17 protein-coding genes and 1 pseudogene are annotated in these 21,322 nt (G+C 74.1%); 13 read left to right on the top strand and 5 right to left on the bottom strand.

Going from position 1 to position 21,322, the window contains the following annotated elements; genetic code table 11:
- Positions 1-73: 73 nt before the first annotated feature.
- On the bottom strand, positions 74-847 hold the full coding sequence (locus GXW83_RS06445) for a pentapeptide repeat-containing protein (RefSeq protein ID WP_225446801.1): 774 nt from the start codon (positions 845-847) through the stop codon (positions 74-76).
- A gap of 72 nt (positions 848-919) precedes the next feature.
- Complete coding sequence (locus GXW83_RS06440; RefSeq protein ID WP_182441919.1) at positions 920-1,963, bottom strand: LacI family DNA-binding transcriptional regulator; 1,044 nt, start codon at positions 1,961-1,963, stop codon at positions 920-922.
- Positions 1,964-2,214: 251 nt separating this feature from the next.
- Here GXW83_RS06440 and GXW83_RS06435 point away from each other — a divergent pair, with 251 nt between their 5' ends.
- The 8 genes and pseudogenes from GXW83_RS06435 to GXW83_RS06400 all read left to right on the top strand — a co-directional run bounded on the left by GXW83_RS06435 (position 2,215) and on the right by GXW83_RS06400 (position 12,222).
- Positions 2,215-3,783 carry a glycoside hydrolase family 1 protein gene (locus tag GXW83_RS06435; RefSeq protein WP_182441918.1) on the top strand — a complete coding sequence of 523 codons (1,569 nt, stop codon included), beginning with the start codon at positions 2,215-2,217 and terminating at the stop codon, positions 3,781-3,783.
- 112 nt (positions 3,784-3,895) lie between these two features.
- Positions 3,896-4,201, top strand: a complete 306-nt coding sequence (locus GXW83_RS06430) for a hypothetical protein (RefSeq protein ID WP_182441917.1) — start codon at positions 3,896-3,898, stop codon at positions 4,199-4,201.
- Between the two features lie 447 nt (positions 4,202-4,648).
- Positions 4,649-5,773 (top strand): LacI family DNA-binding transcriptional regulator, encoded by a 1,125-nt coding sequence (locus GXW83_RS06425; RefSeq protein WP_182441916.1) that lies wholly within the window; start codon positions 4,649-4,651, stop codon positions 5,771-5,773.
- Positions 5,774-5,785: 12 nt separating this feature from the next.
- On the top strand, positions 5,786-6,772 hold the full coding sequence (locus tag GXW83_RS06420; protein ID WP_182441915.1) for an ABC transporter permease: 987 nt from the start codon (positions 5,786-5,788) through the stop codon (positions 6,770-6,772).
- 3 nt (positions 6,773-6,775) lie between these two features.
- Positions 6,776-7,912 carry an ABC transporter permease gene (locus tag GXW83_RS06415; protein ID WP_182441914.1) on the top strand — a complete coding sequence of 379 codons (1,137 nt, stop codon included), beginning with the start codon at positions 6,776-6,778 and terminating at the stop codon, positions 7,910-7,912.
- Between the two features lie 8 nt (positions 7,913-7,920).
- A pseudogene (locus tag GXW83_RS06410) lies at positions 7,921-8,925 on the top strand (ABC transporter ATP-binding protein); the annotation flags it as partial.
- A 164-nt stretch (positions 8,926-9,089) separates the two neighbouring features.
- Positions 9,090-10,250, top strand: a complete 1,161-nt coding sequence (locus GXW83_RS06405; protein WP_182441913.1) for an ABC transporter ATP-binding protein — start codon at positions 9,090-9,092, stop codon at positions 10,248-10,250.
- A gap of 247 nt (positions 10,251-10,497) precedes the next feature.
- Positions 10,498-12,222, top strand: coding sequence for an ABC transporter substrate-binding protein (locus tag GXW83_RS06400; RefSeq protein WP_182441912.1), 1,725 nt, complete (start codon positions 10,498-10,500; stop codon positions 12,220-12,222).
- A gap of 11 nt (positions 12,223-12,233) precedes the next feature.
- Here the strand turns inward: GXW83_RS06400 and GXW83_RS06395 are convergent, their stop codons facing one another.
- Complete coding sequence (locus tag GXW83_RS06395) at positions 12,234-13,091, bottom strand: spermidine synthase (RefSeq protein WP_225446799.1); 858 nt, start codon at positions 13,089-13,091, stop codon at positions 12,234-12,236.
- A 38-nt stretch (positions 13,092-13,129) separates the two neighbouring features.
- Positions 13,130-13,486 carry a hypothetical protein gene (locus GXW83_RS06390; RefSeq protein ID WP_225446798.1) on the bottom strand — a complete coding sequence of 119 codons (357 nt, stop codon included), beginning with the start codon at positions 13,484-13,486 and terminating at the stop codon, positions 13,130-13,132.
- A gap of 243 nt (positions 13,487-13,729) precedes the next feature.
- On the opposite strand from GXW83_RS06390, the gene GXW83_RS06385 reads away from it, so the two are divergent.
- A complete protein-coding gene (locus tag GXW83_RS06385; protein WP_182441910.1) occupies positions 13,730-15,088 on the top strand; it encodes a tetratricopeptide repeat protein in 1,359 nt (452 codons plus the stop codon).
- 22 nt (positions 15,089-15,110) lie between these two features.
- Entirely contained in the window at positions 15,111-16,211 is a 1,101-nt protein-coding gene (locus tag GXW83_RS06380; RefSeq protein WP_182441909.1) for a Gfo/Idh/MocA family oxidoreductase, read from the top strand.
- Positions 16,212-16,226: 15 nt separating this feature from the next.
- Here GXW83_RS06380 and GXW83_RS06375 read toward each other — a convergent pair whose 3' ends face one another.
- Positions 16,227-16,865, bottom strand: a complete 639-nt coding sequence (locus GXW83_RS06375; RefSeq protein WP_182441908.1) for a histidine phosphatase family protein — start codon at positions 16,863-16,865, stop codon at positions 16,227-16,229.
- Between the two features lie 135 nt (positions 16,866-17,000).
- On the opposite strand from GXW83_RS06375, the gene GXW83_RS06370 reads away from it, so the two are divergent.
- The 3 genes from GXW83_RS06370 to GXW83_RS06360 are packed head-to-tail and all read left to right on the top strand — an operon-like array spanning position 17,001 to position 21,282.
- Positions 17,001-18,263, top strand: coding sequence for a hypothetical protein (locus tag GXW83_RS06370; protein ID WP_182441907.1), 1,263 nt, complete (start codon positions 17,001-17,003; stop codon positions 18,261-18,263).
- Positions 18,260-19,924 carry a hypothetical protein gene (locus tag GXW83_RS06365; RefSeq protein WP_225446797.1) on the top strand — a complete coding sequence of 555 codons (1,665 nt, stop codon included), beginning with the start codon at positions 18,260-18,262 and terminating at the stop codon, positions 19,922-19,924. The genes GXW83_RS06370 and GXW83_RS06365 overlap by 4 nt, the downstream gene beginning before the upstream one ends.
- Positions 19,921-21,282, top strand: coding sequence for an AAA family ATPase (locus tag GXW83_RS06360; protein ID WP_182441906.1), 1,362 nt, complete (start codon positions 19,921-19,923; stop codon positions 21,280-21,282). The genes GXW83_RS06365 and GXW83_RS06360 overlap by 4 nt, the downstream gene beginning before the upstream one ends.
- The last annotated feature ends 40 nt before the right edge of the window (positions 21,283-21,322 follow it).

Here is a 21,322-nt window from a genome sequence, read left to right as displayed (position 1 = left end):
GTCCGCGCGAATTTCCGGAAGCGGTCAGCTTCCACGCTACTCGGCAGCCCCGGTCACCGGAACACTTGCGGGATCAACCACTCACCGGGACCACCTGCACGCCGAAGGCCGACAGCAGCGCCGCGGCCTGGCGCTCGGAGACAACGGCGCCGCGCAGCACCGGCAGATCCTGGACGGCGACCTCGCCCAGGTCCGAGCCGCGGAGGTCGGCCCCGGCGAAGCGGACCGAGCGCAGCTCGGCGCCGCCGAGGCGGCAGCCGTCCAGCACCGCGTCCCGGAAGTCGCAGCCGGTGAGGTCCGCCTCGGTGAGGTTCAGCCCGTCCAGGGTGCGGCCGCGGAAGTCCAGACCGGCCAGGTCGGCCAGGCCGAGATGGCAGCGGGTGAAGCCGTAGTCGAGGCCGCGCAGGCCGGAGAGCCGGGCCCCGACCAGGCGGCACTCCTCGAACCGGGCCCCGGCCAGCAGCGCCGAGCCCCACTGCGAGTTGGCCAGGTCCACGCCGGTGAAGCGGGCGTCGGTGAAGTCGCCCCGCCCGGCCTTGAGGAAGGCCGCGCTGCCGCGCTCGAACCTGGCCTGCTCGGCCATGGCCCCGCCGAGGTCGGCGCGGTCCAGTCGGCAGTCGACGAACGCGGCCTCGGCCAGCTGGGCGCCGCGCAGGTCGGCACCGTCGAAGGCGCAGTCGCGGAAGGTGTAGGGCGCGCCGGGGTAGCCCAGCGCCCGGCGCAGGTCGAGACCGGAGAAGTCGACGCCGGAGAGGTCCCGCCGGTCGGCGAGCAGGGCGAGGGCGTCGGCGGCGTCGGCCGGACTGGCGGGGCTGCCCGGGTGCGGCCCCGGATTCTGAGTGGTCACGCAGACGACGCTCTCACACGGCACCGACAGACGCCGCCCGGCCCCTCGGCGGGGGTCGGCGGCGGTCCGTGCTCAGGCGGAGGCCCGGCGCACCAGCTCGGTGGCGAGTTCGACCCGGTGGTGGGTGCGGGTGGGCGCGGCGATCTCGTCCAGCAGCAGCCGGGCCATCATCCGCCCCATCTCCTCGGTCGGCTGGCGGACCGTGGTCAGCGGCGGGTCGGTGTGCCGGGCCACCGAGGAGTCGTCGAAGCCGACCACCGCGACGTCGTCGGGCACGCTCCGGCCCGCGGCGCGCAGCGCCCGCAGCGCGCCGACCGCGGTCAGGTCGGAGGCGGCGAAGACGCCGTCCAGGTCGGGCCGCTGCCGCAGCAGTTCGGCCATGGCCCGCTGCCCGGTCTCCTCGGTGAAGTCGCCGTGCACCACCAGCTCCTCGCTGAACGGCAGCCCCACCTCCTCCAGCGCCTGCCGGTAGCCGAGCAGGCGGCTGCGGCCCGCCTCCATGCCGAGCGGGCCGGTGATGGTGGCGATCCGGCTGCAGCCCCGCAGCGCGAGGTGGCGGACGGCCGTCTGGGCGCCGCCCCGGTTGTCGCAGTCGACGTAGCTGAGCGGTTCCAGCACGGAGCGGCGGCCGCCGAGGACGGCCGGTACGCCGATGCGTTCGAGCAGGTCCAGTACCGGGTCGTCGGTGCGCACGGAGACCATCAGCACGCCGTCGACCCGGTGCCCGCTGAGGTAGGAGGCCAGCCGGGTGCGCTCCTGGTCGGTGCGGACCAGGATGAGCAGCAACTGCATGTCGGTCTCGGAGAGTTCGCTGGCCACGCCCCGGATGATCTGCGCGAAGAAGGGCTCGGAGGCCAGCCTGGTCTCGGTCTCCGGGATGACCAGCGCGATGGCGTCGGTGCGGCTGGTGACCAGGGTGCGGGCGGCGCGGTTGGGGACGTAGCCGAGTTCGGCGATGGCCTGTTCGACCACGGCCCGGGCCTGGTCGCTGACTCCGGGGGCGCCGTTCACCACCCGCGACACCGTGCCCCGGCCGACCCCGGCGTGTCGGGCGACGGCCTCCAGGGTGGGACGGGCAGGGCGCCGCTCCGGCGACCGATCGGCGGCGTGAGTCATCGCGCACCCTCCTTCTGGTTCGAGTGGCACCTTAGACCACACCGTGCGGGAGCGCTCCCGTCCGGTTCCGGGGTGCAGGGCCGCGTGCTTGACAGTGGCTCCGGTTGGGACGACGATTTCGACAGGCTCGGTGGGAGCGCTCCCATACATGCGGGCACTCCCTCACCGCTTCCACTAGGCCCACCGGTGCCGGCGTTCCCGCCCGGCGCCGCCTGCCGTATTCGCCCTCCATGCCTTGGGAGCGCTCCCATATGACCGCAGTCCGCTCAGTCACCGTTCCGGCCGCCGCCCCGGCGACCGCCCCCGCGTCCCCCGCAGCCTCGCGGCCGACCGCGCCGGCGCCCGCGACGCCGGGACCGGCCGACACCGTGTCGACCCGGACCGCCGGCTCCGGCCTGCTGCGCTTCCCCAGCACCTTCCTGTGGGGCGCGGCCACCGCCGCCTACCAGATCGAGGGGGCCGCCGCCGAGGACGGCCGGACCCCGTCGATCTGGGACACCTACAGCCACACCCCGGGCCGCGTCCGCAACGGCGACACCGGGGACACCGCCGCCGACCACTACCACCGGTTCCGGGACGACATCGCGCTCATGTCGCAGCTGAGCCTGCAGGCGTACCGCTTCTCGGTGTCCTGGTCCCGGGTCCAGCCCACCGGGCGCGGCCCCGCCGTCGAGCGCGGCCTGGACTTCTACCGGGCGCTGGTGGACGGCCTGCTGGAGGCCGGGATCACCCCGGTGGCGACGCTCTACCACTGGGACCTGCCGCAGGAGCTGGAGGACGCCGGCGGCTGGCCGGTGCGCGACACCGCCGAGCGCTTCGGCGAGTACGCGGCGCTGATGGCGGACGCGCTGGGCGACCGGGTCCGGCTGTGGACCACGCTCAACGAGCCCTGGTGCTCCGCCTTCCTCGGCTACGGCTCCGGCGTGCACGCCCCCGGGCGCACCGAACCCGCCTCCTCGCTGCGCGCCGCACACCACCTCAACCTCGGCCACGGCCGCGCCGTCGCGGCGCTGCGGGCGGCGCTGCCCTCCGCCGCGCAGCTGTCGGTCACGCTGAACCTGCACGAGGTGCGCCCGCTGAGCGAGAGCATGGCCGACCGCGAGGCCGCCCGCCGGATCGACGCGGTCGGCAACCGGGTCTTCACCGGCCCGATCCTGCACGGCGCCTACCCCGAGGACCTGCGCGCCGACACCGCGCACCTGCTGGACTGGGACGAGCTGGTCCAGTACGGGGACCTGGCCGCGATCTCGGCGCCGATCGACCTGCTGGGCATCAACTACTACACGCCCACGCTGGTCTCCTCCCGGCTGGGCACCGACGGCCTGGGCGCCGGCACCGGCGCGGCGACCAGGAACGACGGCCACGGCCGCAGCGAGCACTCGCCCTGGCCGGGCTCGGAGGACGTGATCTTCCACCTGCCGCCGGGCGAGCGCACGGCGATGAACTGGAGCATCGACCCGAGCGGCCTGTACGACCTGCTGACCCGGGTCCACCGCGAGCACCCGGGGCTGCCGCTGCTGGTGACCGAGAACGGTGCCGCCTTCGACGACTACGTCAATCCCGAGGGGGAGGTGCGCGACCCCGAGCGCATCGCCTACCTGCGGGAGCACCTCGCCGCGGTGCACGCCGCGATCGCGGACGGGGTGGACGTCCGCGGCTACTTCCTGTGGTCGCTGATGGACAACTTCGAGTGGGCGTACGGCTACGGCAAGCGCTTCGGCGCGGTGTACGTGGACTACGCGACCCAGCGGCGCATCCTCAAGTCCAGCGCCCACTGGTACGCGGAGGCGATCCGCCAGGGGGGCGTGAGCGACTCCTGAGCGCCCCCCGCATGCCGCGTCGCGCTCCCGTTACGGGGGCGCGACGCCGGTCGTTGTGCCCGTGAGACGCCGACGGCGGGCGCGGCGTCCATCCCGAGAGAGTTGCGACCCCATGCGCCACGCTCCCACGGCAGGCGCGCGCCTCAGGCGTGCCGCCGTCCTCGCCTCGCTGCTGTCGGCCGCCTGGTGCGCGGCGCAGCATTCCGCATGGGGGCACGAGTCGGCCCCGGACGTCCCGGTGCGCGCCGCCGTGCACACCCCAGCCCGCGCCTCGGTCCCGCTGGACGGGATGCGGGCCCCCGCCGGGCGTCCCGGCGACGCGGACGACCCCACGTCCGCCTTGGTGCCCATCGCGCTGGGCCTGGTGCTGACCGGCATCGCCTCCTACAAGCACCGCGGGCTGCCCGGCGGGCACTAGCCGCCGGATCGGACGACCGCTCACAGCGCTGTCCGCGTAAGCGCTTCCAGACGCATCAGCAGTTCGTCTGCGCAGGGTCGCCGCATGCCCTGCGGCGCAGCCGCGCGCGGCCCTTCGTCCGATCCCGGCCGACCACGGGGATTCGGACTGTGAACGCTCCCGAACAGCCGCCGCCGTCCGAACCACCTCCGGAAAACGGCCGCCACCTGCACCAAAAGGGCGCGATCGGGCCCGGGGCCGCTCCGGGAACGACAGCTGACGCCTCGCCAGTGCGTTCATTTCATGAACGTGAATCGGCGATTTCCGCCGGTTGAAGCGACGAAAAGTCACATCACCGTAACGGGGCCGACATTCACTCTTGCGATGCGTTCGGCACGGTCCTACCTTCATCGCAGACAGCGCCCGGTAAGCGCTTACGGAACAACCCCCGACCTGGAGAGGTCCCCCATGGACGCACGAGCCGGCAACGGTGCGACGCCGACGATCTACGATGTCGCCCGCCGCGCCGGCGTCTCCATCGCCTCCGTCTCACGGGTCCTCAACGGCCGGGACAATCCGCGTCCGGAGACCCGGGACCGGGTCATGAAGGCCATCGGCGAGCTGGGCTTCGTCCCCGACGGGGCGGCCCGCGCGCTGAGCAACCGGCTCAAGCAGGTGGTGGGCGTGGTGTTCCGCCGGGTCTACGGCACCGACGACGGCATGTTCGAGGACGAGACCGAGAGCCTGCTCTTCGGCGACCAGATCAACCGGGGCATCGAGATCGTCGCCGGACGCCGCGGCTACGACCTGCTGGTCAGCTCCGTCAACATCGACGAACACACCCTGCCCAACCGGATCATGACCATCGCCGGGAAGTGCGACGGCCTGATCCTGCACGACCAGGTGCTCTCCCCCGCCGGGATCGCCAACATCGCCAGGACCGTCCCGGTGGTGACCCTGGCGGGCGCCAGCGGCGGCCCCACCGCCAACGTCCGCGGCGACAGCGCCACCAGCATGCGGGAGTTGGCCCGGCACCTGGTGCGGGACCACGGCTACCGGCGGCTGGCCTACATCGCCGGGCACGCGGACAGCCCCGACAACATCGTCCGCGGCCGCTCGTTCGTGGCCGAGGCGCAGGCGCTCGGAGGGGAGTGCCTGACCGGCCCGGCCTGGCAGGGCGACTACTCGGCCGGGAGCGGGGTGCAGATCATCCGCGGGCTGATCGCCGTCGGGGCGACGCTGCCCCGGGCCATCGCCTGCGCCAACGACCAGACCGCGCTGGGCGTCATCTACGCCCTCGCCGAGCACGGCTTCGACGTGCCGGGCGACGTGGCCGTGACCGGCTTCGACGACCTGCCCTTCGCCCGGCACCTGCGACCCCAGTTGACCACCGTGCGCCAGCCCATCCAGGAGATCGGCGCCCGAGCCTTCGAGGTCCTCCACAACATGATCACTGCCGACAGCGGCGGGAGCGCTCCCACAGAGGACGGGGCCGAGCTGCCCGACATCGTGCTGCCCACGCGACTCGTCCGCCGCGAGAGCTGCGGCTGCCCGCCCGACTCCCAGCCGCCCGTGTGGCGCCAGATCCCCTGAAAGGAGCCGACGATGAACACGATCCTGCGCCGCCTCGGCTTCTACCTGATCGCCGCCTACGCCGCCGTCACGCTGAACTTCTTCCTGCCGCGCATGCTCCCCGGCAACGCCCTGCAGTCCATCCTGCAGAGCCTGCGCACCACCACCCTCACCCACGCCCAACTCGCGGCCATGTCGGCCCAGTACGGCCTGGACAGCAACCAGAGCCTGCTCGCGCAGTACCTCGGCTACCTCGGCAAGCTGGCCCACGGCAACCTGGGCACCTCCACCCTGCAGTCGGTTCCGGTCACCTCCATCCTCGGCAACGACCTGCCCTGGACGATCGGGCTGATCGGCTCCGCCACCATCGTCGCCTTCGTCCTCGGGACGCTGCTCGGCATCGTCGTCGGCTGGCGGCGCAGCGGACTGCTGGACGCGCTGCTGCCGGTGATGACCTTCTTCCAGGCCGTGCCCTACTTCATCCTGGCGCTGCTGCTCCTGCTCACCGGCGGCTTCTACTGGAAGCTCTTCCCCTACAACGGCGGCTACACCACCGGCCGTGATCCGCTGACCGAGGGCTGGAACTGGCCCTTCATCAACAGCGTGGTCTCACACGGGGTGCTGCCCGCGGCCACGGTCGCGCTGGCCTCCATCGCCGGCTGGATCATCGGCATGCGCAACATGATGGTGACCACCATGGACGAGGACTACGTCCTGGTCGCGGCGGCCAAGGGCCTGCCGCAGTGGCGGGTGGTGGCGGTGGCGGCGCGCAACGCGATCCTGCCCAGCATCTCCAACTTCGCGCTCTCCATCAGCCTGGTGGTGACCGGCTCCATCGTCACCGAGATCGTCTTCTCCTACCCCGGCGTCGGCTACGCCATCTACCAGGCCATCCTCAACGCCGACTACCCGGTGATGCAGGGCATCCTGCTGGTCGTCACCTTCACCGTGCTCGGCGCCAACCTGCTGGCGGACATCGCCTACGTGATCCTCGACCCCCGCGCCCGCAGGGAGGGCTGACCCATGGCTGTTCCGACCACGACCCCCGCGCCCGCCCCGGCCGCCGCGCCCGCGACCCGGCGCGCCTCCCGAATACCCCGCTCCCCCAAGGTGATCGTCGGCGGGACGCTGCTGCTGCTGTTCGCGCTGCTGGCGGTCTTCGGCCCGATCATCGCCCCGCACTCGCCCGACTGGCAGGCGTCCACCAAGGTCAGCGTGCCGCAGCCGCCGTCCGGCCGGTTCCTGCTCGGCACCGACCAGTTCCAGCACGACATCTTCTCGCAGGTGCTGGCCGGCGGTCGGGACACGCTGCTGATCGCCTTCTTCGCCGGCGTCATCGCCACCGCGCTGTCCATCCTGGTGGGCGTGACCGCGGGCTACATCGGCGGCCTCACCGACGAACTGCTCTCCATCCTCGCCAACATCTTCCTCGCCCTGCCCGGGCTGCTGATCCTGATCGTGGTGATGCGCCCGCTGCCGCCGTCCGACACCAACAACCCGCTGATCATCGGGCTGGTGATCGGCCTCACCGCCTGGGCCTGGGGCGCGCGGGTGCTGCGGGCGCAGACGCTGGCGCTGCGCAACCAGGACTACGTCGAGTCGGCCCGGGTGATCGGCGAACGCAAGCCCCGGATCATCGTGTTCGAGGTGCTGCCCAACCTGCTGCCGATCCTGGCCTCGTCCTTCATCTTCACGGTCATCTACGCCATCGGCACCTATGTGTCGCTGTCCTGGCTGGGCGTCATCAACCCGGCCAGCAACACCTGGGGCACCATGCTCAACAGCGCCCAGCAGTCCAGCGCGATGCTCAGCAACTACTGGTGGTGGTACGTGCCGCCGGCGCTGTGCGTGGCCCTGGTCGGCATCGCACTGGCGCTGCTCAACTTCGGCATCGACGAGATCATCAACCCCCGGCTGCGGTCGGCCCGCACCCGCCACCGGGGCGTGCGGTTCACCCTCGGCCTGACCCCGGTGCTGCTCACCGAGCGGGCCGACCAGGCAGAGCAGGCCCGGCAGGCGGGGCGCGCCGACCAGGAGGCCCGGGCCGAGCGGGCCGCGACGGCGGAGCAGCCCACCGCGGTGGCGCTGAAGCCGCAGCCGCCGGCCGACCCGGAGAGCCTCACCTCCACCACCACCGCAGCGAACGGAGACTCCCTGTGAGCGCGACCCTGCCGGCCGCCGAACCGGTGCTGGAGGTACGCAACCTCTGCGTCGACTACGGCCTGGGGCCCCGGGCGGTGCACGGCGTCACCGACGCCACGCTGACCCTGCACCGGGGCGAGGTCCTGGGCCTGGCCGGGGAGAGCGGCTCCGGCAAGTCCACCCTGGCGTACGCGCTGACCCGGCTGCTGCGCGCGCCCGGCGTGATCACCGGCGGCGAGGTGCTGTTCCACAACCGCCCGCAGGGGTCCGGGCAGACCGAGACCGTCGACCTGCTCGCCGCCGACGCCGCCGAGCTGCGCCGAATCCGCTGGTCCCAGCTGGCCGTGGTGTTCCAGAGCGCCATGCACGCGCTCAACCCGGTGGCCCGGGTGGACGCCCAGCTCACCGACGTGCTGCGGGCGCACCGGCGGCAGATGACCGCGGCCGAGCGGCGCGAACGCGCGGTGGAGCTGCTGCGGATGGTCGGCATCAGCGAGGACCGGCTGCGCAGCTACCCGCACGAGCTCTCCGGCGGCATGCGCCAACGCGTCATGATCGCCATGGCGCTGGCGCTGGAACCGCAGGTCGTGATCATGGACGAGCCGACCACGGCCCTGGACGTGGTCACCCAGCGGGAGATCCTGGAGGAGCTGATGCAGCTCCGGGAGCGGCTCGGCTTCGCCATCGTCTTCATCACCCACGACCTGTCGCTGCTGCTCGAACTGGCCGACTCCATCGCCATCATGTACGCCGGACGGCTGGTCGAACGGGCCGGCGCGGGCGAGCTGTTCCACGCCCCCCGACACCCGTACAGCCTGGGCCTGCTCAACTCCTTCCCGGCGCTGCACGGGGAGCGCGTCCGGATGGAGGGCATCCCCGGCTCGCCGCCCTCGCTGACCGCGCTCCCCGGCGGCTGCGCCTTCCACCCCCGTTGCACCTTCGCCATGGACCGCTGCCGCACCGACACGCCCCCGCTGGCCCGGCCCGCGGCCTCGGCTCCGGACGTCGAGCGGCTGGCGGCCTGCTGGCTGCAGGACGGACGCCAACCCGCGCCCGCACCGCTGGCCCTGCCCGACGGCGGCACCCCTGATCCCGCCGACACCCCCGACTCCGCGGCCGGTGCCGCCGACTCCGCGCCACCGGCGGGCGACCGCGCCCGCACCACGTCCAGCAGCGAGACCGCAGGGAGCGACCAGTGACCCCGACCCCGGGCGGGACGCCCACCGCCACCGCAGACACCGCCGACACCGGCGCCACCGTCGTCCACGGACCCCGGCGGCCCGGCGTCCCGGTCCTCGAAGCCCGGCGGCTCACCAAGCACTTCCCGGTGCACCAGTTCGGCCCCGGCTCGCGGCGGCAGGTGGTGCACGCCGTCGAGGACATCTCGCTGGCACTGCCGCAGGGCACGGTCACCGCGGTGGTCGGCGAGAGCGGCTCGGGCAAGTCCACCCTGGCCCGGCTGCTGACCCAGCTGATCACCCCCACCTCCGGCGAACTGCTGCTGAACGGCGTCCCCGTGGGCACCAGCGCCAAGGCCCGGCGGGAGTACACCCGGCAGGTGCACCTGGTGCTGCAGGACCCGTTCTCCTCGCTGAACGCCGTGCACAGCGTCCGCTACCACCTGGAGCGGCCGCTGAAGCTGCACCGCCGGACCGCCCGCGCCGAGCTGGACGCCAAGACGCTGGAGCTGCTGGAGCGGGTCGCACTCAGCCCCGCCTCCGGGTTCGTCGACAAGTACCCGCACGAGCTGTCCGGCGGCCAGCGCCAGCGGGTGGCCATCGCGCGCGGCCTGGCCGTCGAGCCCAAGGTGCTGCTCGCCGACGAGCCGGTCTCCATGCTGGACGTCTCCATCCGGCTGGGCGTCCTCAACCTGCTGGACGAGCTGCGCCGGCAGGAGCAGCTGGCCATCCTGTACGTCACGCACGACATCGCCTCGGCCCGCTACCTCGCCGACACGGTGCTGGTGATGTACGCGGGCCAGGTGGTGGAGTCGGGGCCGGCCACCGGGATCACCGACGCCCCGGCGCACCCGTACACGCAGCTGCTGCTCAGCGCCGCGCCCGACCCCGGGCGGAGCGAGCCGCCGGTGCTGCGCGGCCGGGGCTCCCCGCCGAGCCTGGTGAACCCGCCGAGCGGCTGCCGGTTCCACCCGCGCTGCCCGTTCGCCATGGCGGTGTGCGAGGAGACCGCCCCGCCGGCCTTCACCGTCGCCCCGGACCAGGTCGCCGCCTGCTGGCTGCACGCCCCGGACACGCCTAAGGGCCCGGAGGCGGCACCGGCCGCTGAGGCGGCTCAGGCCCCGGAGCCGGACGGGCCGCCCTCCGGCACGGGCGGCAGCACGGGCACCACCGAGTAGCGAACGCCAGGGAGCCGTCATGGGAGACCCCGCAAGACCCGGCAGGCGCCGGGGCCCGCCTTCCGCTCCGCCGCCAGGAGCGGCCCCGGGCGAGCTGCAACTCCACCGGGGCCGCGGCCCGTACCGCAATCCACCGCTGTACCAGCAGTCACAGATCCGCCAAGACCCTGCACGCCATGGTCACGTACTCCGTGGCCGCCCACCGCTGGCCGGCAGCGCGCCGACCGGACACAAGGAGCCTACGACAATGAGTCGCAACACCACCATGAAGGGGCTTGCCCTGGTGGCCGTCATCGGCCTGGGCCTGACCGCCTGCACCAGCTCCAGCTCCAGCACCTCCGGGAGCAGCAGCAACGCCGCGGGTGGGAGCGCCGCCGGCAAGACCCTGGTGATCGAGGACAACCCGGAGCCCTCGTTCGCCAACGACTTCAACCCGCTGGTGAGCACCTCCGCCAGCTCCACCGAGAACACCGACTCGCTGGTCTACGAACCGCTGTTCATGATCAACAGCATCAACGCGACCGAGGCCCCGATCCCCTGGCTGGCCAAGAGCTACGCCTGGTCCAACGGCAACAAGACGCTGACCCTGAGCCTGCAGCAGGGCGTCAAGTGGAGCGACGGCAAGCCCTTCAGCTCCGCCGACGTGGCGTTCACCTTCAACCTGCTGCAGAAGTTCCCCGCGGCCAACACCGGCGGCGTGCCCGCGACCACCAGCATCACCACCCCGGACGCCAACACCGTGGTGATGAACTTCGCCGACCCGGAGTCCGCCAACTTCGTCGGCATCGCCAACCAGATGATCCTGCCGCAGCACCTGTGGGCCTCCGTCGCCAACCCGGCGACGGCCGTCATCCCGGCCTCGCAGGCCATCGGCACCGGCCCGTACCTGGTCGACAGCTTCGGCACCCAGGACATCACCTACAAGGTCAACCCGAGCTACTGGGGCACCAAGCCGAAGGTCCCGAAGATCTCGCTGCCCGCGTACGCCACCAACGACGCCGCGACGCTGGCGCTGGCCTCCGGTGACGTCGACCTGACCGGCAACGACATCGCCAACGTGCAGAGCGTGTTCGTCGCCAAGGACCCGGCGCACAACCACCTCTTCCAGACCACCGCGCCGTACTACCCGGCGGGCAACACGGTCTCGCTGCTGCTCAACAACAAGAGCCCGAACGCCCCGGCCCTGGCCGACGTGAAGGTGCGGCAGGCGATCAGCGCGGGCGTGGACCGGGCCAGCCTGGCCTCGCAGTGCGAGACCGACTACGAGGCCCCGGCGACCTCGTCCGGCGGGGTGACGCTGCCGACCGACGCGGGCGCCCTGGACGCGTCGCTCAGCAACGACCTGCAGTCGAGCGCGGACACGTCCAAGGTCACCTCGCTGCTCCAGGCCGACGGCTACACCAAGTCGGGCGGCAAGTGGACCAAGGGCGGCAAGACCATCAAGTTCACCATCATCGACCCCAACAGCTTCGCCGACTACTGGTGCGACGCCAAGGCCATCGCCAGCGGGCTGGACGCGCAGGGCTTCGACGTCAGCGCCAACGGCGGCTTCACCGGCGACACCTGGGGCACCGCCGTCACCAACGGCAACTTCGACGCCACCCTGCACTGGGGCCAGGGCTCGACCACCTTCCAGCGGCTGCAGTTCATCCTGGACCCGAGCTCCACGGCCGCCGTCGGCCAGCCCGCCAGCGGTGACCTGGAGCGCTACAGCAGCCCGGCCGCCACGGCCGCCGTCACCGCCTACGAGAACGCCACCACCCCGGCGGCGGAGACCACGGCGCTGAACTCGCTGCAGCAGCTCATGTCCACGGACGTCCCGGCGGTGCCGGTGCTGTACGGAGCGGCCTGGTACCAGTACAGCTCGCTGAACTACACGGGCTGGCCGACCTCGACCAACCCGTACATCAGCCCCGCCCCCAACAGCCAGGGCTACGAGTACATCATCCTGCACCTGACGCCGGTCAGCTGATCAGCGGAGGTTCACCCGAAGGCTCCCGGCGGGGGTGCGGGTGAGGGTCTCGCGCCCCCGTCGGTGACAGGAACGGCTCCTGCCTGGAAGTCCACCAGGCGGGGGCCGTTCTCCACGCGCCCGGGGAACGGGTCGGTGGCGATCCGCCGGGTCAACTCCTCGACCGGGAGCGGCTGCTGGGCGGCCACCAGCACCAGGTTCCCGAACCGGCGGCCGCGCAGCACGGTCGGATCGGCGATCAGCGCCACCTCGGCGAAGACCGCGCGCAGCGTCGCCACCTGCCCGCGGGCGAAGTCGAGCCGTCCGCCGTCGGTGATGTTGACGGCGTAACGGCCGTCCGGGCGCAGGGCCTTGGCGGCGAGCGCGGCGAACTCCACCGAGGTGCAGTGCGCGGGGATGCGCGCGCCGCTGTAGACGTCGGCGACGACCAGGTCGGCCGCGGCCTCGGGGCTGCGGGCCAGGACGTCCCGGGCGTCGCCGCCGCGCACCCGCAGCTGCCAGCCGCGGTCGAGCGGCAGCTCCCGGCGGACGAGCTCGGTGAGCCGGGTGTCGATCTCCGCCACCTGCTGCCGGGAGCGGGGGCGGCTCGCGGCGACGTAGCGGGCCAGGGTCAGCGCCCCGCCGCCCAGGTGCAGCGCGGTGACCGGCCTGCCGGGGGCGGCGGCCAGGTCGGCGACGTGGCCGAGCCGGCGCTGGTACTCGAAGGACAGGTAGGTCGGGTCGGCCAGGTCGACATGGGACTGCGGCGCGCCGTCCAGCAGCAGCGTCCAGGCGTCGGAGCGGTCCCGGTCACGGACGATCTCGGCCAGGCCGGAGTCGACCTGCTCGGCGATCCTGCTGTCCCTGGAGTCCTGCTGCTTGCGCGCCACCCGTACGAGTATGCCGGTGCGGCCCGGGAGAGCGCAGGTCAGGACCGGTCGGAGCCGCTGGCGGCGAGCGTCCGGGCGGCCTCGCCGAGGGCGGCGCAGAGCAGCGCCGGATCGGTCAGGGTGCGCTCGGGCGAGGGCGGGAGCAGCCAGTTGCGGTCGTTCTCGGGCGGCGGGGCCTGGTTCCAGGAGCGGCCGGGCAGGTGCCAGGCGTCGGCCGCGCCGACCGGGACCAGGAACGAGAGCGTGGCGTCGGCGTCCTCGTGCAGCACCGGGCCGCAGGCACCGCGCAGCCGCAGGATGTCCACGGTCTCCAGCCCCTGCCGCTCGGGGACCGTCACCACGTCGCACGAGGGCGCGGTCCGGATCTCCCGGCTGCTGCGGACAGCGTTGTGCATGGTCGCCTCCATCACCGTGCGCGCCGCAGTTCCGTGTCGGCGCTCTACCCATGACAACGTCGCGGAGCGCCGGAAAGCCACGGGCGCGGGACTTGGCGGGTCATGGCATTTCATAGCAGATCGCCGTCGGGGTGTCCGCTTTGCCAGAAAACCCTCCGTGTTCGACGACCTACGGAGAGTACTGTCATGGCGCACCAGTAGGACCAGCCCGTCAGCAGGACCAGCCAGACAAGGGGCAGCCCCATGAGCAACACCCTTGACCGCTCCCCCAACCAGTTGATGCGCGAGCTGCGGGGCGACCTCTCCCCCGGCGAGTTCGCCGCCGCCGTCCGCCGCGCCGCCCGCGAGATCGGCGAGCACGTCTCCTGCGACGCGCGCTACGTGGGCCGGATCGAGTCCGGGGAGATCCGCTGCCCCAACTACGCCTACGAGAGGGTCTTCCGGCACATGTTCCCCGGCTCCTCGCTGCAGGAGCTGGGCTTCGCCCCGCGCCGGGAGGTACGGCGCCCGCAGGCGCGGCGGCACCCGCCGGGCGGCGGGGAGCCTCCGAGTCCGGGCGTCCCGCCCGAGGTCCGCTTCGAGATCCACGAGGAGAACGACGACGTGCACCGACGCACGTTCCTGACCGGTGGCCCCGCCGCCGTGGCCACCGCCCTGGGCCTGGACCAGCCGGCCTGCGCCGAGGTGGCGCCGGGCGCCCGGGTCGGCGTCGAGGACGCCCGGCGGGTCGAGGCGGCCGTCCACGACATCCGGCTCCTGGACGACGCCCACGGCGCGGACGGCCTGTTCGACCGGGCCGGCCGGGCCCTGCGCACCGCCTACCAGCTGCTCAACAGCGGCAGCTACACCGCCCGGGTCGAGCAGCGGTTGCAGGCCGCCGCGGGCGAGCTGGCCATCTCCGTCGGCTGGCTGGCCCACGACTCCGGCCGGCTGGGCGAGGCCCGGTCCTTCTACGCCGAGGCCCTGGCCACCGCGCGGATGGCCGACGACGCCGCTTTGGAGGCGCACTCCTTCTGCAACAGCGCCTTCCTGGCCCGCGACGCCGGGCGCCCGCGCGAGGCCGTCCGGGCCGCCCAGGCGGCGCAGCAGGCCGCCAGGGGACTGGGCTCGGCCCGGCTGCTCTCGCTGCTGGCGATGCGGGAGGCGGGCGGCTGGGCGCAGTTGCAGGACCAGGGGGCCTGCGAGCGCTCGCTCGGCCTGGCCAGGAGGCTCTTCGGGCAGGGGCCCGGTGACGCCGACCCCGCCTGGATGTCCTTCTACGGCGAGGCGGAGCTGCTGGGCCTGGAATCCCAGTGCTGGTCGGCCCTGGGCCGCTGGGAGCCGGCCGCGGAGCGCGCCCGGCAGGCCATAGAGCTGCAGCAGCCGCACTTCGTCCGCAACCGCGCCCTGTACACCGCGGAGCTGGCGCACGACCAGCTCGGCCGGGGCGAGCCGGCGGCGGCGGCCGAGAGCGGCAGCCAGGTGGTGGCGCTGTTCGGCGAGGTCCGCTCGACCCGGATCCGGAGCATGGTCGCGGGCACCGCCGCGCGGCTGCGCGCGCACCGCGCCGTACCGGAGGTGGCGGACTTCCTGGAGCGCTACGACACGGCGCCTGCCTGCTGACATGCTTGGATAGCCTGGCGGCATGACTACGCACACCCCCGAGCACACCCCGGGGCACACCCCGGACCGGCGCCTGCGGGTCGGGCTCATCGGCTACGGCCTGGCGGGCTCGGTCTTCCACGCGCCGCTGATCAGCACCACGCCCGGACTCTCGCTCGCCGCCGTCGTCACCGCCAACCCGGAGCGGCAGGCCCAGGCCCGGGCCGAGCACCCGGGGGTGGCGGTGGTCGACGGCATCGACGGGCTGTGGCCGCTCGACCTGGACCTGGTCGTGGTCGCCTCGCCCAACCGGCTGCACGTCGCCCATGCCACGGCGGCGCTGGAGGCCGGGGTGGCGGTGGTCGTGGACAAGCCGCTGGCCGCCTCGGCCGAGGAGGCCGACGCCCTGAACGCCCACGCGGAGCGGCTCGGGCTGCCGCTGAGCGTGTTCCAGAACCGGCGCTGGGACGGCGACTTCCTCACCGTCGCCGAGCTGGTGCGGTCCGGCCGGCTCGGCACGGTGCACCGGTTCGAGTCCCGCTTCGAGCGCTGGCGGCCGCAGCTCAAGGGCGGCTGGCGCGAGCTGGGCGACCCGGCCGAGGCCGGGGGCCTGCTGTACGACCTGGGCAGCCACCTGGTCGACCAGGCCCTGACCCTGTTCGGGCCGGTCGCCGAGGTCTACGCCGAGGTGGACTGCCGCCGCGACGGCGCGCAGGCCGACGACGACGCCTTCGTGGCGCTGCGGCACGCCAACGGCGTCCGCTCGCACCTGTGGATGAGCGCCGTCACCGGCTCCCTCGGCCCGCGCTTCCGGGTGCTGGGCAGCGAGAGCGCCTATGTCTGCTACGGCCTGGACGGCCAGGAGGCGGCGCTGCGCGAGGGCCGCACCCCGGCCGACGACGGCTGGGGTGCGGTGCCCGAGTCCGCCTACGGGCTGCTCGGCGCGGGCGAGGAGGCGGCGCCCCACCCGACCCTGCCCGGCCGCTACCAGCACTACTACGCCCAGGTCGCCGAGGCCCTGCACGGCCGCGCGCCGCTCCCGGTCGAGGGCAGGGACGCGGTGGCCACGCTGGCGGTGCTGGCCGCCGCCCGGCGCTCGGCGGCGGAGCGGCAGCTGGTGCCGCTCGGCCCGGAGCAGGGCTGACGCCCGGCCGACCGGTCAGGCCAGGTGCGAGCCGTCGTTCCACAGCTCGACGGCGCGCGCCCCGTACTCCCAGGTGAGCACGGACAGGGTGGCCGGGCCGAGCTTCAGCCGCTGCGCGTACTCGGGCGGCAGGCCGAGCCAGCGGGCGGTGAGGATGCGCAGCAGGTGGCCGTGGGCGAAGACGACGACGTCGTTGTCGGCGCTGTGCATGGTGGTGGTGTCCGGGTCAGGCACCCCGCCGTGCTCGGCGGTCCAGTCGATGAAACGGTCGACCCGGGCGGACACCTCGGCCAGGGTCTCGCCGCCCGGCACGCCGTCGCGCCAGATCAGCCAGCCGGGCCGGTCGCTCGCGCGGATGTCCGGGCCGGTGCGTCCCTCGTACTGCCCGTAGTCCCATTCGAGCAGGTCCGGGCAGTCCACGGCGCGGGCGCCGAAGCCGGCGAGCTCGCAGGTCTCGCGGGCGCGCAGCAGCGGGCTGGTGCGGATCTGCGCGTCCGGGAGGCCGCCCCAGGGCTCGCGCTTCAGCCGGTCGCCGAGGCGGCGGCCCATCTCGCGGCCCTCCTCGGTGAGCGGGATGTCGGTGCGGCCGGTGTGCCGGCCGGACGCGGACCATTCGGTCTCGCCGTGCCGGACCAGCAGAATCCGCGAGGGCATGGGGAACTCCTTCGGTGCGGGGCAGCGGGCGTGCGGTCGGTGGGCGGCCCGGTGTGCACCACCATGATCCCTGATCCACCCCTGACCGCCGCTTTCACCCGGTTGTCGGTGCCGGATGCGAGACTGGCCTGCACCATGGACCACGTTGACACCGGGGCGCACCGCACCCCACTGGAGCAGCGCCTCGCGGCCCTGCGCGCCGGCGCCCCGCAGCGCAGTCTGGACGCCCGGGCGCTGGCGGCGCTCGCTGCCAACCCCGGCTGCCGGCGCCGCGCCGTGCTGGACGCCGCCGGGGTGGACAAGTCCGCGCTGGCCACCCGGCTCGGCAGCCCGGCGCCGTTCGGCCAGTCGCCGTTCGCCATCACCCGCGGCCTGGCGTTCGAGAAGCGGATCACCTCGGACGGCTTCGCCGGGCTGCTGGAGCTGCTGCGGCAGCACCTGCCGCTGTCCGCGCCGTTCGACCGGGGCGACGACCGTCCGGCGGTGGTCCCCGACCTGGTCACCGACCGCACCCTGCCCGAGCAGCGGATCGCCGCCACCCGGGTGGCGCTCGCCCGCGCGGCGGAGCGGCCCGGCGTCTGGACCATCCTCGACCATCCGCTGCTGCGGCTGGACGTCGCCGGCTCGCGGGTGCTGCTGGAGCCGGACGTGATCGCGGTGCGGCCGGACGGCCGGTGGACGGTCGTGGAGATCAAGTCCTTCCCGATCCTGGACGGCAGCGCGGACCCGGCCAAGGTCGGGGCGGCGGCGCGGCAGGCCGCCGTCTACGTGCTGGCGCTGCGGGCGACCGCCGCGGAGCTGGCCGAGGTGCCGCCCTCGGACGACCCCTACGATCCCTACACGGAGCCCGAGGGCCTGGCCGGGGCCCCGGCCGGGACGGTGCTGCTGGTCTGCCCGAAGGACTTCTCCAACCGGGCGACGGCCGCCGCCGTCGACGTCCGCAAGCCGATGGCGGTCACCCGCCGGCAGCTGGACCGGCTGACCAGGATCGAGCAGCTGCTGGACCTGCTCCCGGCGGGCACCAGCTTCGACCTGGACCCGGACCGGGCCGGCACTGGGCTGGACGACGCCGTCGGCGCGCTCGACGCCGCCTATGCGCCGGACTGCCTGGCCGCCTGCGAGCTGGCCTTCCACTGCCGCAGCGAGGCGCGCTGCGCGGGCGCGGTGGAGGTGCTGGGCCGCGGGGTGCGCGGCGAGCTGGGCAGCCTGCGCACGGTGGAGCAGGCGCTGGCGGCGGCGGACCCGGCGGGCGGCGCGGGGGTCGGCGCGGGGCCCGGCGGCCCGGGCCGACCGGGCGATCCCGGCGACGCCGAGGCGGCGGCCCGGCTGGCCCGCGCCGCCGGGCTGCGCGCCGAGGCCCTGGCCGCCGCGGGCGCTGCCGCCGGGGGCCGGGGATGAGCCTACTGGCGACGCTGGCGCGGTTGCAGGCCGTGCGCAGCGGTCGGGCGGAGCCGCTGGCCACCGTGCTGCACCGGCACTTGGCGGAGCGGCCGATGGTGCTGGTGCCGCTGGCCGCCGCGGGCGAGGCGGGCGCGCCGCTGGCGGTGATGCTGGGCCGGGACCGGGAGCGGCCCCGGCTGCTGACGGTCCCGCAGCCGCTGGACCGGGACCGGCGGTTCGCGTTCCTGGCCGACCTCGCCGACGAGCTGCTGCCCTACCTGGAGTCCTTCGGGCAGGACGTCGAGATCCTGACCAAGGAGACCAAGGACGCGCAGACCGGCGAGCGGACCGAGGTCTCCCGCGAGCTGTGCCTGGACGCGCCGCAGCTGGTGGTGCCCAACCGGGGCGGGGTGGAGCTGCTGGGGCTGCTCGGCCGGTCCACCCGGTTCCGCCGCACCGCGGAGGACCCCGACCCGGGCCCCTACCCGGCGCCGGCCCGAGTGCCGCTGCTCGGCCGCCACCTCACCCACCTGCGGGAACGCTCCCAGGTGCCGGGCTCGTCGATGCTGGTGGCGATGACCGACCTGCTGTCCCGGCACTGGGCGACCGGGCAGAGCGCCCTGGAGGACCAGCACCTGGGCGCGCTGCTGGGGTGGATCGACCCGCCGCCGGGGCTGACCGGCGCGCAGGCGGCGCTGCACGCCGAGACCGGGCGCGACGACCGGGGACAGCTGCTGTGCCCGCCGGCCGGCCCCAGCACGGATCCGCACTTCGACAGCCAGCTGCTGGCCCCGGCGATCAACCGCTACGACGCGGCCCGGCAGGCCGCGGCCGGGCACGCGGCCGACCGGGCCCTGGTCGAGGCCCGGGAGCAGGAGGTGAACGAGCTGCTGGCGGGCGTGCTCCGGCCGGTCTGGGAGCAGCTCTGGCACGGCCTGGAGCTGCTGCGCACCCTTCCTGCGGCCGGTCATCTGGCGGAGCGCTGGACCGGCGACCGCTGGTCCTACACCGCGCACCGGGACCGGATCGCGGCGGGCGAGCCGCCGCAGCCGATCCGGGACGACGCGGTGACCGCCGCCCGCAAGCTGGCGCAGCGCGAACGCGAACAGACGACGGTCGGCGTCCAGGAGGCCCTGGACGATCCGCTGGCCATGGCCGAGCGCCGGCTGGCCGGGGAGGCGCTGGTGGGCACGGTCACGGCGGTGGAACCGGAGTACGACACCAGCCGCAGGACGCCCAGGCCGAGGCCGCTGCTGACGGTGCGCACCGCTGACCGGCCGCACGCCGAGCCGGGCCAGGAGCTGCACCGGGCCGGCGGCCCGGGCGGCCAGCGGGCGGTGCTGGTCGCCGCCGGAAGCGACGGCGAAGGCGGGGACGACAGCGGGGGCGGGGGCGCCGACGGCCCGGGCAGCGTCACGCTCCGGCTGGTCAGCGGCATGGGCCTGAAGAAGGAGCCCGCGCCCGGGAGCGTTCCCGAGGTGGGGGAGACGGTGTGCTTCACCGTCTTCGAGCTGACGGCCCGCCAGTCCGCGCCGCTGCCCGAGCCGGAGGACACGCCGTGGACCCACGGCGGCCCGCCGGGAACGCTCCCGGCCGGGACCGTAGGGATCACCGGGGCCGCCGAACCGGCCGGGCCCGCCGCCGTAGCAGCCGACCATGATGGAGGGTCCGTCCGTTGAGCCCGCTCTCCCCCGCCCCGTCCGCGCCCGGCGGCCCCGCCGCCGAGGCCGACCGGGCGGTCGCCGCCATCCTGGAGGCGACCCTGCACGGCAGTGAGCGCGGCACGGTGGTGGACTCCCCGCCCGGCGCGGGCAAGTCCACGCTGGTGGTGCGGGCCGCCCGGGAGCTGGTCGGCTCCGGCGAGCGGCTGATGGTGGTCGCGCAGACCAACAGCCAGGTGGACGACCTGGTGGACCGGCTGGCCACGGCCGATCCCGGGCTCACCGTGGGGCGGCTGCACGGCAGCGACGCCGCCCCCGATCCGGGCGTGCTGCGCCACCCCAACGTGCTGCCCTCGGCCAAGGTGTCCGACCTGGCGGAACAGGACGTGGTGGTGTCCACCGCGGCCAAGTGGCAGTGGGTCAAGGGCGTCGATCCGTGGCGGCACGCCATCGTGGACGAGGCCTACCAGATGCGGTCGGACGCGCTGCTGGCCGTGGCCCGGCTGTTCGAACGGGCGCTGTTCGTCGGCGATCCGGGGCAGCTCGACCCGTTCACCATCGTCGGCACGGAGCAGTGGGCCGGGCTCAGCTACGACCCGTCCAGCAGCGCCGTGGTGACGCTGCTGGCGCACAACCCGCGGATCGTCCCGCACCGGCTGCCGGTGTCCTGGCGGCTGCCGGCGTCGGCCGCGCCGCTGGTCTCGGCCGCGTTCTACCCGTACGCGCCGTTCCGGGCCGGGACCGGGGCGGGTGAGCGGCTGCTGCGGCTGTCGGCGGCGGGGGACGGCTCGGCGGCCGACCGGGTGATCGACATCGCCGCCGAGACCGGTTGGGGCCTGCTGGAGCTCCCGGCCAGGCACACCGTCCGGACCGATCCGGAGGCGGTGCGGGCGGTCGCCGGGTTGGTCCGGCGGCTGCTCGACCGGCGCGGGGTCTGCGCTTCCGAGCGCGGCGAGAGCCCGCTGGGCGCCGACCGGATCGCGGTCGGCACCGCCCACCGGGACCAGGCCGCCGCCGTCCGCGCCGCGCTGGCCGGGCTCGGCGTGCCGGTGGCCGGGGGCGGCGGCGAGGGCGTCACGGTGGACACCGCCAACCGGCTGCAGGGCCGGGAGTACGACGTGACGGTGGTGCTGCACCCGCTCTCCGGGCGTCCGGACGCGACCGCCTTCCACCTGGAGACGGGGCGGTTGTGCGTGCTGGCCTCCCGGCACCGGCACGCCTGCATCGTGGTGGCCCGGGCCGGGATCGCCGGGCTGCTGGACGAGCACCCCTCGACCGAGCCGGTGCGGCTGGGCGTGACCGTGGCGTTCCCGGACGGCTGGGAGGCCAACCACGCCGTCCTCGCACACCTGGCCGAACACCGGGTAACCGGCTGATCACAGGCGGCTGGTAGCGGGCGGGGGCGCACGCCGGGCG

This window comes from Streptacidiphilus sp. PB12-B1b (assembly GCF_014084125.1).
Taxonomy (GTDB): domain Bacteria; phylum Actinomycetota; class Actinomycetes; order Streptomycetales; family Streptomycetaceae; genus Streptacidiphilus.
The sequence above is the reverse complement of the archived record's forward strand: the minus strand, read 5'-3'. Positions and strand labels throughout refer to the sequence as shown.

Excerpts from the sequence above, each read along its gene's own strand:
- GXW83_RS06440 (WP_182441919.1), bottom strand. The coding sequence starts at position 1,963 with ATGACTCACGCCGCCGATCGGTCGCCGGAGCGGCGCCCTGCCCGTCCC.
- GXW83_RS06435 (WP_182441918.1), top strand. The coding sequence starts at position 2,215 with ATGACCGCAGTCCGCTCAGTCACCGTTCCGGCCGCCGCCCCGGCGACC.
- GXW83_RS06430 (WP_182441917.1), top strand. The coding sequence starts at position 3,896 with ATGCGCCACGCTCCCACGGCAGGCGCGCGCCTCAGGCGTGCCGCCGTC.
- GXW83_RS06425 (WP_182441916.1), top strand. The coding sequence starts at position 4,649 with ATGGACGCACGAGCCGGCAACGGTGCGACGCCGACGATCTACGATGTC.
- GXW83_RS06420 (WP_182441915.1), top strand. The coding sequence starts at position 5,786 with ATGAACACGATCCTGCGCCGCCTCGGCTTCTACCTGATCGCCGCCTAC.
- GXW83_RS06415 (WP_182441914.1), top strand. The coding sequence starts at position 6,776 with ATGGCTGTTCCGACCACGACCCCCGCGCCCGCCCCGGCCGCCGCGCCC.
- GXW83_RS06400 (WP_182441912.1), top strand. The coding sequence starts at position 10,498 with ATGAGTCGCAACACCACCATGAAGGGGCTTGCCCTGGTGGCCGTCATC.
- GXW83_RS06390 (WP_225446798.1), bottom strand. The coding sequence starts at position 13,486 with ATGCACAACGCTGTCCGCAGCAGCCGGGAGATCCGGACCGCGCCCTCG.
- GXW83_RS06385 (WP_182441910.1), top strand. The coding sequence starts at position 13,730 with ATGAGCAACACCCTTGACCGCTCCCCCAACCAGTTGATGCGCGAGCTG.
- GXW83_RS06380 (WP_182441909.1), top strand. The coding sequence starts at position 15,111 with ATGACTACGCACACCCCCGAGCACACCCCGGGGCACACCCCGGACCGG.
- GXW83_RS06375 (WP_182441908.1), bottom strand. The coding sequence starts at position 16,865 with ATGCCCTCGCGGATTCTGCTGGTCCGGCACGGCGAGACCGAATGGTCC.
- GXW83_RS06370 (WP_182441907.1), top strand. The coding sequence starts at position 17,001 with ATGGACCACGTTGACACCGGGGCGCACCGCACCCCACTGGAGCAGCGC.
- GXW83_RS06365 (WP_225446797.1), top strand. The coding sequence starts at position 18,260 with ATGAGCCTACTGGCGACGCTGGCGCGGTTGCAGGCCGTGCGCAGCGGT.